Here is a 12,694-nt window from a genome sequence, read left to right as displayed (position 1 = left end):
GAACATGGCAAAAACCTTGATGATGACACTGCCGGACGAGGCAGCAACAGTGGCGCTGGGTGGCCGTCTGGCAAAGGCGTGCCAGCAGGCCACCACGGTATTTCTGCACGGTGCCCTCGGGGCCGGCAAAACCACCCTGACTCGAGGCTGGGTACAGGGACTGGGTCATGAGGGCAAGGTCAAGAGTCCGACCTATACCCTGGTGGAGCCCTATGAGCTTGCCCAGTGGCAGGTCTATCACTTCGATCTCTATCGACTGGCCGACCCGGAAGAGCTGGAGTTCATGGGCATTCGCGACTATTTCGCCGCCGATACCCTTTGCCTGGTGGAGTGGCCAGAGAAGGGCGAGGGCTGGCTGCCAGCCCCGGATCTCGAGATCACCCTGAGTTATGCAAACGAGCAGCGCGAGGTGCAGATTGATGCCCGCACTGCTATCGGCGAAGCCATTCTGGAACGGTTGTCATCTCAGTGCGCGTGATCCTTGTCTTTGTTCTCTCCCTGATGGCATTGCCCACCTGGGCCAATCAGCTCAAGAGTGTGCGGGTGTGGCCATCACCGGACAACACCCGGGTGGTGCTCGACATGAGCAGCGCCCCCAATTTCAACTACTTCACCCTGACCGGTCCGAACCGTCTGGTCATCGACCTGAAAGGGGCGAGCAACGCCACCAACCTGGCCCGCATCGAGAACAAGAGCGAGCTGGTGCGCAAGATCCGCGAGAGCACGCCCCTTGAACAAGGCAGCCTGCGCCTGGTGCTGGATCTCGGCTCTGCCATCAAGCCAGTGGTCTTCCCGCTGGCGCCGGCCGGTCCCTATGGCCACCGGCTGGTGATCGATCTGCCCTACGAAGAGAAGGGCAGCGCGGCGGCACAACCCGCGCCCGTCGGGGGACAGGGCAAGGCCATCGTCATCGCCATCGATCCTGGTCACGGCGGGGAAGACCCGGGCTCCATCGGCCCGCGCCGCACCTACGAGAAGCGGGTGACCCTGTCGGTGTCGCAGAAGCTGGCGGCCCTCATCGATCGCGAGCCCGGCATGCGTGCCGTGCTGACCCGGCGCGGCGACTACTTCGTCGACCTGAACAAGCGCTCCGAGATCGCCCGCAAGGCCAAGGCGGATCTGCTGGTGTCGGTGCACGCCGACAGCTTCCACAACTCGACCCCGCGCGGCGCGTCCGTCTGGGTGCTGTCGACCAACCGTGCCAACCGCGAGATGGGCAGCTGGCTCGAGAAGCAGGAGAAGCAGGGTGAGCTGCTCGGCGGCGTCGGCAAGGTATTGGCCGAATCCGATCCCAACCCCTATCTGGCACAGACCTTCCTGGATCTCTCCATGGACAAGTCCAGGGCCGAAGGTTATGAGGTGAGCCGCCAGATCCTGCGCTCCATGGGCAGGGTGGCCCGGTTGCACAAGAAGGCGCCGGAACATGCGAGTCTGGCGGTGCTGAAGGCGCCGGACATCCCCTCTGTACTGGTGGAGACGGGCTTTATCTCGAACCACGCCGAGGAGAAGCTGCTGGCCACCGCCAGCTATCAGGATCAGTTGGCCCGGGCCATCTTCGAGGGGATCCGCAACTATTACCGCAGCCACCCGACCAAGGGGCCCATGCTCACCGGCAAGGGGCAGGTTGCCGCCCCACCGCGTCAGGCGCCTGCCAGCAAGCCGGTCGCTGTCAGCAAGCCGGCTGCCCAGCCAACGCAGCAGGTCGTGACCAACCGGATGCCGGCGAGCGAGCCCTATCGCGTCGGTGAGGGCGGCGCCCCGGTCAGCAGTGTCGGCAGCGCCTCCGGTGCCGGCGTGATCAAACCTTACAAGGTCGCAGCCCAGGAGCCGAGTGCGCCGGTAGCCAGCGTGCAGAGCAACGACAAGTCCAACATGATCCGCCACGTGGTCACCCGTGGCCAGAGTCTCTCCCGGCTCGCCGAAAAACATGGGGTGAGTCAGGCGCGACTGGTGGAGATCAACAAGCTCAAGTCACGGGACATCCAGATAGGGCAGGTGCTCTATATTCCGCGAAAATAGCGCGGGCTGAAGAACGCAGCCCTTCTCTGCCGATGGCAGGGAGGGGCGGTGAGCGTTGATGGCGCCAGGTCCACCTCTTCCCCTTTTTCATCTGCAGGAGCAAGCGATGCCAATCCGTATATTGCCGCCGATTCTGGCCAACCAGATTGCTGCTGGTGAGGTCGTGGAGCGGCCCTCCTCCGTGGTGAAGGAACTGGTGGAAAACAGCCTGGATGCGGGGGCTGACCGGGTCGAGATCGACATCGACAAGGGAGGCGCCAAGCTTATCCGCATTCGTGACAACGGCTGCGGTGTCGCCAGGGATGAGCTGGTGCTGGCGCTGTCGCGCCACGCCACCTCCAAGGTGGCGACCCTGGACGATCTGGAAGGGATCAACAGCCTGGGCTTTCGCGGGGAGGCGCTTGCCTCCATCAGCTCCGTCTCCCGCCTCACCTTCACCTCCCGCACGGCAGAGCAGAGCGAGGCCTGGCAGGCCCAGGCGGAAGGGCGTGAGATGAGCGTCACCGTCAAGCCGGCAGCCCACCCGGTGGGCACCACGGTGGAGGTGGTGGATCTCTTCTTCAACACCCCGGCGCGGCGCAAGTTCATGCGCAGCGAAAAGACCGAATTTGCCCACATCGACGAACTGGTGCGCCGCATCGCGCTCTCCCGCTTCGACGCTACCCTGATCCTGCGCCACAACGGCAAGGTGGTGCGCCAGTACAAGGCGGCCAACACGGTGGCGGAGCAGGAGCGCCGCCTCGCCGCCGTCTGCGGTTCCCCCTTCATGCACCATGCCCTGGCGGTATCGAGCGAACACAGCGACGTGCGGTTGTGGGGCTGGCTGGCCACCCCGGCAGGAGCCAGGCCGCAGAACGACCTGCAATACACCTATGTCAATGGCCGCATGATGCGGGACAAGCTCATCAATCACGCCATTCGCCAGGCCTATGACGAGCTGCTGCCCGCCGATCGCTTCGCGGCCTATGTGCTCTATATCGAGCTGGATCCCCGCCAGGTGGATGTCAACGTCCATCCGGCCAAGCACGAAGTGCGTTTCCATCAGGCGCGTCTCATCCACGATTTCATCTTCCAGGCGCTGTTTACCGCACTGCGCCAGGACGGGGCAGGGAGCGCCACCGATGCCCCCCTGGCCGAGACCCAGGTCGAGCTGCCGGGCAGCCCGGAGATCACCTATCCGGGTCAGGCGCCGCGCACCGAGTGGTACGGTGCCGAACACGGCTATCGGGCTCCTGCCCCTGCGCGAGATGGCGACGGCGTGCGGGAAGGCGGTGGTGGCAGGGGAGGACACTACCAGCCTCCCGAACCCCCGAGCCGGGCCGCGATGCGAGGCATGGGCGCCTTGCTTACCACCCTGCCCGAGGTGGCGACGCCGGCATCCCGGCCCGGAGCCGAGAGCGGTGCCGTCGAGACGCCAGCCCGAACGGGGGAGTGGCGCGCCCTGAGCCTGGTCGAGCAGGCCTATCTGCTGATGGAGCGTCAGGGGCAACTGGCGCTGCTCTCCCTGGTGCGCGCCGAGCGTCTGTTGTTGCGCCACTGGCTGCTGGATGCCTGGGGCCAGGGGCTGGCGGCCCAGCCTCTGTTGCTGCCGGTCTCCTTCAAGCTGCCGAAAAACCTGGTCGCCCTGGTGGAGGAGCGGGAACGTCTGCTCAAACGCATGGGGCTGGAGTTGAAAAGCGGGGGACGCGACACCATGATCCTGACTCGGGTGCCCGCCCTGCTGCGCCAGACCGATCTGGCCCGCCTCTTACCCGAATTGTTGCAATTGGTCGAGAGCGGATCTGACAGTGATGCCGACGCGCAGGCTGGAGTACTATGCCAGTGGTTGGTGGAACAAGGCATAAGTGCTGAAAAAATATACGATTTTGCCACTGCCACCCGGTTGTTGACGGAACTTGTTGCCGATTTCAGTGACCAACTGGCAGACGTTCGCATGGTGCGCCCGTTGTCGCTGGCGAACGTGCTGGCCGAGTTTGCCGATGGCAACTGACGGCGTCTCGTCGTCTGTTGCATCCATATGACCAGTTTTATGCCGGCTCGCCCGTGAAGGGGCGGCCGAAGGGAGTGTTTAACGTGGCTGACTTGCCGACTGCAATTTTTCTGATGGGGCCGACGGCCTCCGGCAAGACGGATCTCGCCATTGAACTGTGCCAGGCCCTGCCCTGCGACATCATCAGCGTGGACTCCGCGCTCATCTATCGTGGCATGGACATAGGCACCGCCAAGCCGACGCCAGCCGAGCTGGCGCAGGCCCCGCACCGGCTCATCGACATCCTGGATCCCGCCATGAGCTATTCGGCGGCGGATTTTTGCAAGGATGCCCTGCGGGAGATGAAAGAGATCGCCGACCGTGGCCGCATTCCGCTGCTGGTGGGCGGCACCATGCTCTATTTCAAGGCGCTGCTGGAGGGGCTTTCTCCACTGCCTTCCGCCGATCCTGCCGTGCGGGCCGGCATCGAGGAAGAGGCTGCCCGCCTCGGCTGGCAGGCGCTGCACGACGAACTGGTGCGCATCGACCCGGTGGCCGGTGCCCGCATCCACCCCAACGATCCCCAGCGCCTGTGCCGGGCGCTCGAGGTTTACCGCATCAGCGGCAAGACCCTCACCGAGCTGACCCAGGTACAGGGAGAGGGGCTGCCCTACCGGGCGCTGCAGTTTGCCATCGCGCCGAGGGATCGGGCCGTGCTGCACCAGCGCATCGAACAGCGGTTTGACAAGATGCTGGGCAGCGGCTTCGAGCAGGAGGTCAGGGTGCTTTACGAGCGGGGGGATCTCACCCCGGATCTTCCCTCCATTCGCTGCGTGGGATACCGCCAAATGTGGGACTACCTGGCGGGGGAAGTGGAGTATGATGAGATGCGTTATCGCGGCATTGTTGCCACCCGCCAGTTGGCCAAGCGTCAGATGACCTGGTTGCGCGGTTGGCCTGATGTGACCTGGTTGGAATCTGGTGAGTCTGGCAATCTGGCCAGGGTCGTCGCCCAAGCTGGTCCGGCTTGACACTCCTGTATAATCAGGTTGTTATATTGAATATCCGGTGTTTAAAAACAACAAACTATAAGGAAAAGAAAGATGGCTAAGGGGCAATCTCTCCAAGACCCGTTTTTGAATGCGCTGCGCCGTGAGCGTATTCCTGTTTCTATCTATTTGGTGAACGGCATCAAACTGCAGGGTCAGATCGAATCGTTTGACCAGTTTGTCATTCTGCTGAAGAACACCGTGAGCCAGATGGTCTACAAGCACGCCATTTCCACCGTGGTGCCGGCCCGTGCCGTCAACCATCACCAGCACGCCCCGGGCGCCGCCGGTGAAGAGCAGGGTGAAGCCGAGGCGTGATATCCTGCGGCGAGTTCACTCGCCAACTCAGATCCATCATGATACCTGTCAAGGAGCAAGCGCTTGTTTGACCGTTACGAAGCTGGTGAACAGGCCGTTCTGGTACATGTCAACTTCAGCGATGAGGGCGAGCGGGAGGATCTGGACGAGCTCAAGATGCTGGTGAGCTCGGCCGGGGTCAATGCACTGGGGGTGATCACCACCAGTCGCAGCGCACCCAGCGCCAAATTTTTTGTCGGCAGCGGCAAGGCGGAAGAGATCGCGTCCCAGGTCCAGATGCTGGACGCCGACGTGGTCATCTTCAACCATGCTCTGACCCCTGCCCAGGAGCGCAACCTGGAGCGTCTGTTCCAGTGCCGGGTCGTGGACAGGACTGGTCTTATCCTCGATATCTTCGCCCAGCGCGCCCGCACTCACGAAGGCAAGTTGCAGGTCGAACTGGCCCAGTTGCGCCATCTTTCCACTCGTCTGGTGCGAGGCTGGACCCACCTTGAGCGACAAAAGGGGGGGATCGGTCTGCGCGGCCCGGGTGAAACCCAGCTTGAAACCGACCGACGCCTGCTGCGTGAGCGCATCAAGGCCATTTTGCGCCGCCTCGACAAGGTGGCCAAGCAGCGGGAGCAGGGGCGCCGTGCCCGCAACCGCAACGAAGTGCCGACCGTTTCTCTGGTGGGGTATACCAACGCCGGAAAATCCACTTTGTTCAACCAACTTACAGATGCCAGCGTGTATGCTGCCGACCAATTGTTCGCAACCCTGGACCCCACCCTGCGCAAATTGGTGATCCAGGATGTGGGTGATGTGATCCTGGCGGATACAGTTGGATTTATTCGGCACTTGCCCCATGATCTGGTCGCGGCCTTCAAGGCGACCCTGCAGGAGACTCGCGAAGCGGACCTGCTGCTGCATGTGGTGGACTGCGCCGATGAACAGATGCAGGAGAATATCGAGTCGGTCCAGCGTGTGCTGGCCGAGATCGAGGCGGATGACCGTCCCCAACTGATGATCTGCAACAAGATCGACAAGCTGGGGGATCGTCCGGCTGGTCTTGAACGGGATGAGGCTGGGCGACCGGTGCGAGTCTGGTTGTCGGCCCAGACTGGCGAGGGCAGTGAATACCTGTTCCAGGCACTGACTGAACTGCTGGCCGGCTCCATGGTGCATCACACCCTGCAACTGCCCCCTTCCGCCGCCAGACTGCGCAGTGCGCTCTATCGGCTGAAAGGTATCGAGCAGGAAGGTTTCAGCGAGGAGGGGGACTTTGTGCTGGAAGTTCGCCTGCAACTGGCTGACTGGAACCGCCTCATGAAACAAGAAGGTGAGAGTTTACAACGCTTTATCAGGCATTGATGGGTCGATGAACATAAATGGTTTGCTGATTTCATCGCTCCTCTGTGGCCCGATAGAGATGATATCCATCCGCATGTATTAATGGAGACGCTGATGGCTTGGAATGAGCCTGGTAACAATGGCAAAGACCGTGACCCCTGGGGGAACAACGGCAAGAATCAGGGCCCCCCTGATCTGGACGAGATGCTTCGCAAGGTGAGCCGTCGTTTTGGCGGTCTGCTCGGTGGTGGCAAATCCGGTGGTGGTGACGTCGGCAAGTTCGGCCTCTCCATCGCCTTGGTGGTGGCCGTGGTGGTGTGGGTCGTCAGCGGCTTCTACACCATTCGCGAAGCCGAGCGGGGCGTGGTGCTGCGCTTTGGCGAATACTCCCACAACGTGGATCCCGGCCTGCGCTGGAAACCGACCTTCATCGACCGGGTGATCCCGGTGGACGTGGAGTCTGTCCGTTCCCTGCCGGCGTCCGGTTTCATGCTGACCCAGGATGAGAACGTGGTGCGGGTCGAGATGGACGTGCAGTATCGGGTGGTCGATCCCGAGCAGTACCTGTTCAGCGTGACCAACGCCGACGAGAGCCTGAGCCAGGCCACCGACAGCGCCCTGCGCTACGTGGTGGGTCACACCCGGATGGACGATGTGCTGACCACGGGTCGTGAGAAGGTGCGTCAGGAAACCTGGCAGGTGATCGACAGCATCATCGAGCCCTATCAGATGGGTCTGCAGATCGTGGACGTCAACTTCCTGCCGGCGCGTCCGCCGGAAGAGGTGAAGGATGCGTTTGATGACGCCATCTCCGCCCAGGAAGATGAGCAGCGTTTCATCCGTGAAGCGGAAGCCTATGCCCGTGAAGTGGAGCCCAAGGCTCGTGGCCAGGTCAAACGTCTGGAGCAGGAGGCCGAAGCCTACAAGTCCCAGATCGTGTTGAAGGCCAAGGGTGAAGTCGCTCGCTTCAACGAGCTGCTGCCCCAGTATCAGGCCGCGCCCGAGCTGACCCGTGATCGTATCTACCTGGAAACCATGGAAGAGCTCTATCAGCAGGCCAACAAGGTGGTGGTCGACATGCCGGCTGGCAACAACAGCATGATCTACCTGCCGCTCGACAAGCTCTCTGGCAAGGCGAATGCCGTGCAACCGGCACGTCCTGCGGGCACCCCGGCAGTCGAGGCGGCCCAGCCGTCCAACGAAGGGGCCAACTCCACTCCGACCCCGCTGCGTGGCGGTGATCGTTTCAGCACAGGGAGAAACTGATAGATGAAAAAGCTAGCTATTGGTGTCATCGCTGTGGCCGCCATGGTCTGCTTCTCTTCCATCTTCATCGTCGATGAAGGACAGAAGGGGATCGTGGTGCAGTTTGGCAAGGTGAAACGGGTCGACTCCGGTGAACCGCGCCTGTACGAGCCGGGTCTGCACTTCAAGGTGCCTCTCATCGACCAGGTACGCAAGATGGATGCCCGCATCCAGACCCTGGAAGGCCAGGCGGATCGCTTCGTTACGTCCGAGAAGAAGGACCTCATCATCGACTCCTACGTGAAGTGGAAAATCGAGGACTTCTCCAAGTACTACCTAGCGACCGGTGGTGGCAACAAGATCCAGGCTGAAGACCTGCTCAAGCGCAAGATCAACAACGGCCTGCGTTCCGAGATCGGTAACCGCACCATCAAGGACATCGTCTCCGGCGAGCGCAGTACCGTGATGGAAGATGCCCTGATGAAGATGGCGCGCTCCTCCGAGCTCGGCATCAAGGTGGTGGATGTGCGCATCAAGCAGATCAACCTGCCGGTGGAAGTTTCCAGCTCCATCTATCAGCGGATGCGTGCCGAGCGGACCGCGGTTGCCCGTGAACACCGTTCACAGGGCCGCGAGCAGGCCGAGATCCTGCGTGCCGACATCGACCGCAAGGTGACCGTGATGATCGCCGACGCCGAGAGTAATGCCCGTCAACTGCGTGGTGAAGGGGATGCCGAAGCCGCCAGGATCTATGCCGACAGCTACAAGAAGGACCCGGAGTTCTTCAGTTTCGTGCGCAGCATGGAGGCCTATCGCAAGAGCTTCGCCGGTGGCAACGACCTCATGGTCCTGAAACCGGACAGCGAGTTCTTCCGCTACCTCAAGTCGCCGCACGGCAACAAGCAGTAAACATGTGTTGATATGACCCAAGGGCCTGATGATTCAGGCCCTTTTGTTTGGCGGTCAGGGGCTTGCCGGTATCCCGGCAGCTTGTGGACGTAGTGGTTGAAAGGAGAGGTGATGCTGACATCCATCTTGATGGGACTGGGCTTGCTGTTGCTGTTCGAAGGATTGGGGCCCTTGCTCGCTCCCAGGGCATGGCAGCAGATGCTGCGCCTGCTCGGGGAGTTGCCGCCGGAACAGCTGCGCCGCATCGGCGGCTGTCTGGTGGTGGCAGGTGGTGTCATCTTGTGGGCGTTGGCCCGTTAGAGCCTGTGTTGATACGACAGTGGCACGGGGAATTCGGACAATAAAAAAGAGGCCAGAGGGCCTCTTTTTTATTGTCCGCCGGCTGGCATCAGGCGCTGCGCTGCACCGCCATGTGGGCCAGGGTCTCCAGCGCTTGCTTGTGCCGGGAGTCCGGCAGGATGGCGAGGGCGGCGATGGCCTTGTCAGCCTCTTCCCGAGCTCGCTGGCGGGAGTATTCGAGAGCTCCGGTGCGATCCAGGATGCCCAGAATACGCTCCAGGTGATCCATACCGTTGCGGTGCTCGATGGCATCGCGCACCAGTTGACGCTCTTCCGGGGTACCCACTTCCATGGCGCGCAACAGCGGCAGGGTCGGCTTGCCTTCGGCCAGATCGTCACCCACGTTCTTGCCCATCTCCTCGCTCTGGGAGCAGTAGTCCATCACGTCGTCGATGATCTGGAACGCGGTACCCAGGTACTTGCCGTAGTCGGTCATGGCCTGCTCGACGGGCTCGGGCTGATGGGTCAGCACGGCGGCGAGTCGGGTCGCGGCTTCAAACAGCTTGGCGGTCTTGCAGTAGATGACCGTCATGTAGCTCTCTTCCGTGGTATCCGGATCGTTGCAGTTCATCAGCTGCAGCACTTCTCCTTCGGCGATGGTATTGGTGGCATCGGAGAGGATCTCCATCACCTTCAGGTTGGAGAGTTCGCTCATCATCTGGAAGGAGCGGCTGTAGAGGTAGTCACCCACCAGAACGCTGGCGGCGTTGCCAAACAGGGCGTTGGCGGTTTCCCGGCCGCGGCGCAGGTCGGATTCGTCGACCACGTCGTCGTGCAGCAGGGTGGAGGTGTGAATGAATTCGATGATGGCTGCCAGTTTCAGGTGATCTTCACCCTCATAGCCCAGTGCGCGTGCGGCCATCACGGTCAGCATGGGGCGCATCCGTTTTCCGCCTGCACTGACAATATAGAAACCCAGCTGGTTGATCAGGCTGACATCGGACTGGAGTCTCGCCAGGATCAGTTCATTGACCGCCGTCATGTCGGCGGCACAGAGCGCACGGATAGTCTGTTGGTCCATAAGTCTCGTAACGTGACGGCAGCATTTACTGCGTTTTTAGCAATGGCGGGGATTCTACACGATTTCACAATGGGTTACAGTTAGGCGTTTATTCACGGCGGCAGATATGCGCACAAAATAAACTTTTTGCTAAATTGGCCTTGCCTCGGCAAATCGTTCTGCGTAGAATGCCCGCCCATTGTTATAGGTTTTTGCGCGTGTCTGGCCTTGAGCAAAAGACACGCCTTTACGGAGTTAATCAAATGTACGCGGTATTCCAAAGCGGCGGAAAACAACACCGTGTGGCCGAAGGTCAAATCGTTCGTCTGGAAAAGCTGAACGTTGAGACTGGCGCTACCATCGACTTCAACGAAGTGCTGATGGTTGCTGCAGGCGACACTTTCAAAGTAGGTGCTCCTTTCGTTGAAGGTGGCAAGGTTGTAGCTGAAGTTGTGGCTCACGGCCGTGGCGAGAAAGTGACTATCGTCAAGTTCCGTCGTCGTAAGCACCACCGTAAGCAAGCGGGCCACCGTCAGTGGTTCACTGAAGTCAAAATCACTGGCATCAGCGCTTAATTAGAGGAGTCCGATAGATGGCACACAAAAAAGCTGGCGGTTCATCCCGCAACGGTCGCGATTCTGAAGCTAAACGCCTGGGCGTGAAGCGTTTCGGCGGCGAAACAGTTCTGGCTGGCAGCATCATCGTTCGTCAGCGCGGCACCAAGTTCCACGCTGGTGAGAACGTTGGTCTGGGCAAGGACCACACTCTGTTCGCTACCGCGAACGGTAAAGTGCAGTTCGAAGTTAAAGGTCCGCAGAATCGTAAGTACGTCAGCATCGTTGCTGAGTAATTACGGACCGCAAGGATCCGAAGCCCCGCCAACCTGGCGGGGCTTTTGTTTTTCTGATGAGTTTGACGAAAAAACGGCACGCGGATGAGCCGGCGCTGACAGCCCTCATCGGCCAGATGCGCCTCGCCCGAAGGGGCCCGTATCACTATAATTGCGTATCGGTTTTTCGAATTAAGGTGACGGTTACCTATGAAGTTTGTTGATGAAGTCCAGATTCGAGTCGATGCCGGTGACGGTGGTAACGGTTGTGTGAGCTTCCGCCGCGAGAAGTACATCCCGAACGGCGGCCCGGACGGCGGTGACGGCGGTGATGGTGGCGACGTGTATCTGGTGGCCGATGAAAACCTGAACACCCTGATCGACTACCGTTTCGAGCGCTTCCACGCCGCCGAGCGTGGCGAGAACGGCCAGAGTGCCAACTGTACCGGTCGTCGCGGCAAGGACAAGATCCTGCGCGTGCCGGTGGGAACCCGTGCCACCGATGAAGACACCGGCGAACTGCTGGGGGATTTGACCAGTCACGATCAGAAGCTGCTGGTTGCCAAGGGCGGCTTCCACGGCCTTGGCAACACCCGCTTCAAGAGCTCGGTCAACCGGGCGCCGCGCCAGAAGAGCAACGGCACCCCGGGTGAAGTGCGTACCCTGAGGCTGGAGCTGCTGCTGCTGGCGGATGTCGGCATGCTGGGTCTGCCCAACGCAGGCAAGTCCACCTTCATTCGCGCCGTTTCTGCGGCCCGTCCGAAAGTGGCAGACTACCCCTTCACCACCCTGGTACCGAACCTGGGTGTGGTACGCGGTGAAAACTCCCGCTCCTTCGTCATTGCCGACATTCCCGGCCTCATCGAAGGGGCTGCCGAGGGAGCAGGCCTGGGTATCCGCTTCCTCAAGCACCTGGAGCGTTGCCGCGTCCTGATCCACCTGGTGGACATCTGCCCGGTGGATGGCTCCGATCCTGCCGAGAACGCCGTGACCATCGTCCGGGAGCTGGAAAAATACAGCCCCGAGCTTGCGGGCAAGCCGCGCTGGCTGGTGTTCAACAAGATGGACCTGATCCTGGAAGAAGAGGCTCAGGAAGTGATGGACAGAGTCAAGGCAGCCCTCAACCACGAAGGTCCGGTCTACGCCATCACCGCCATCAGCAAGGAAGGCACCAAGAAGGTGTGCTACGACATCCTGGATCTGCTGGACACCATGCCCCGTCAGCTGGCGGAAGATGCCAGAGACGCCATCGAGAAGGTGGAGTTCAAGTGGGATGACTATCACAAGAACCAGCTGGCCAAGGCGGAAGCCGATGCCCTGGCGGCGTCCAAGGCCTTCGATGATGGCCTGGACGATGACGACTGGGACGATGAGGACGACGACGGCGTCGAAGTCATTTACGTTCGCGATTGAGCATCATGTTCGTGACAAGACCGGAGCCAGACAGGCTCCGGTTTTTTTATGGGAGGATCGACGGGGTCACCCTATAGATATATTTTTCATGTCTCTTATTGCCTGACAGTGGCTGCGGATTATACTGCGCACCTGAATGTAACCTGTATGAAACATTATGCTAACCATTCAAATTGAATCGATATGCATGACTGTTTTGGTTTGTTCTTATGGATGGTTCGCCTGATAAAATATTTATGCTTGAAATGATCAATTAACGGCTTGTTTGTGCAGTT

Annotated in this window: 13 protein-coding genes; 12 read left to right on the top strand and 1 reads right to left on the bottom strand. The window is 60.6% G+C overall.

The genetic code is table 11. From position 1 onward, the window contains the following. Window positions 1–4 precede the first annotated feature (4 nt). From tsaE to C2U47_RS05165, 9 genes are all read left to right on the top strand, one after another. Window positions 5–478 carry a tRNA (adenosine(37)-N6)-threonylcarbamoyltransferase complex ATPase subunit type 1 TsaE gene (gene tsaE / locus C2U47_RS05205; RefSeq protein ID WP_045523780.1) on the top strand — a complete coding sequence of 158 codons (474 nt, stop codon included), beginning with the start codon at window positions 5–7 and terminating at the stop codon, window positions 476–478. Next, window positions 469–2,019: an N-acetylmuramoyl-L-alanine amidase gene (locus C2U47_RS05200; protein ID WP_103261494.1), complete on the top strand. Its 1,551-nt coding sequence runs from the start codon at window positions 469–471 to the stop codon at window positions 2,017–2,019. The genes tsaE and C2U47_RS05200 overlap by 10 nt, the downstream gene beginning before the upstream one ends. A 106-nt stretch (window positions 2,020–2,125) precedes the next feature. Next, a complete protein-coding gene (mutL, locus tag C2U47_RS05195) occupies window positions 2,126–4,009 on the top strand; it encodes a DNA mismatch repair endonuclease MutL (protein WP_043152557.1) in 1,884 nt (627 codons plus the stop codon). A gap of 92 nt (window positions 4,010–4,101) precedes the next feature. Continuing rightward, the gene (gene miaA / locus C2U47_RS05190; protein ID WP_103261941.1) at window positions 4,102–5,019 is read left to right on the top strand and encodes a tRNA (adenosine(37)-N6)-dimethylallyltransferase MiaA; all 918 of its coding nucleotides are present in this window, start codon (window positions 4,102–4,104) and stop codon (window positions 5,017–5,019) included. Window positions 5,020–5,091: 72 nt separating this feature from the next. Beyond that, window positions 5,092–5,355, top strand: coding sequence for an RNA chaperone Hfq (hfq, locus tag C2U47_RS05185; protein ID WP_011704864.1), 264 nt, complete (start codon window positions 5,092–5,094; stop codon window positions 5,353–5,355). Window positions 5,356–5,418: 63 nt separating this feature from the next. Then, window positions 5,419–6,705 (top strand): ribosome rescue GTPase HflX, encoded by a 1,287-nt coding sequence (gene hflX, locus C2U47_RS05180; protein ID WP_010673194.1) that lies wholly within the window; start codon window positions 5,419–5,421, stop codon window positions 6,703–6,705. 93 nt (window positions 6,706–6,798) lie between these two features. After that, window positions 6,799–7,950 carry an FtsH protease activity modulator HflK gene (hflK, locus tag C2U47_RS05175; protein WP_010673195.1) on the top strand — a complete coding sequence of 384 codons (1,152 nt, stop codon included), beginning with the start codon at window positions 6,799–6,801 and terminating at the stop codon, window positions 7,948–7,950. A 3-nt stretch (window positions 7,951–7,953) separates the two neighbouring features. Beyond that, window positions 7,954–8,838 carry a protease modulator HflC gene (gene hflC / locus C2U47_RS05170; protein WP_010673196.1) on the top strand — a complete coding sequence of 295 codons (885 nt, stop codon included), beginning with the start codon at window positions 7,954–7,956 and terminating at the stop codon, window positions 8,836–8,838. 111 nt (window positions 8,839–8,949) lie between these two features. Further along, entirely contained in the window at window positions 8,950–9,138 is a 189-nt protein-coding gene (locus tag C2U47_RS05165; protein ID WP_103261493.1) for a DUF2065 domain-containing protein, read from the top strand. An 88-nt stretch (window positions 9,139–9,226) separates the two neighbouring features. On the opposite strand, the gene ispB is transcribed toward C2U47_RS05165, so the two are convergent. Beyond that, the gene (gene ispB, locus C2U47_RS05160) at window positions 9,227–10,198 is read right to left on the bottom strand and encodes an octaprenyl diphosphate synthase (protein ID WP_010673198.1); all 972 of its coding nucleotides are present in this window, start codon (window positions 10,196–10,198) and stop codon (window positions 9,227–9,229) included. A 242-nt stretch (window positions 10,199–10,440) separates the two neighbouring features. On the opposite strand from ispB, the gene rplU reads away from it, so the two are divergent. The 3 genes from rplU to cgtA all read left to right on the top strand — a co-directional run bounded on the left by rplU (window position 10,441) and on the right by cgtA (window position 12,419). Beyond that, complete coding sequence (rplU, locus tag C2U47_RS05155) at window positions 10,441–10,752, top strand: 50S ribosomal protein L21 (protein ID WP_005304210.1); 312 nt, start codon at window positions 10,441–10,443, stop codon at window positions 10,750–10,752. Window positions 10,753–10,769: 17 nt separating this feature from the next. Next, window positions 10,770–11,027, top strand: coding sequence for a 50S ribosomal protein L27 (rpmA, locus tag C2U47_RS05150; protein WP_010673199.1), 258 nt, complete (start codon window positions 10,770–10,772; stop codon window positions 11,025–11,027). Between the two features lie 189 nt (window positions 11,028–11,216). Next, a complete protein-coding gene (gene cgtA, locus C2U47_RS05145) occupies window positions 11,217–12,419 on the top strand; it encodes an Obg family GTPase CgtA (RefSeq protein WP_010673200.1) in 1,203 nt (400 codons plus the stop codon). The last annotated feature ends 275 nt before the right edge of the window (window positions 12,420–12,694 follow it).

Origin of the sequence: Aeromonas sp. ASNIH7 (genome assembly GCF_002903485.1) — a bacterium.
GTDB classification, from domain to species: Bacteria; Pseudomonadota; Gammaproteobacteria; order Enterobacterales; family Aeromonadaceae; genus Aeromonas; species Aeromonas caviae.
The sequence above is the reverse complement of the archived record's forward strand: the minus strand, read 5'-3'. Positions and strand labels throughout refer to the sequence as shown.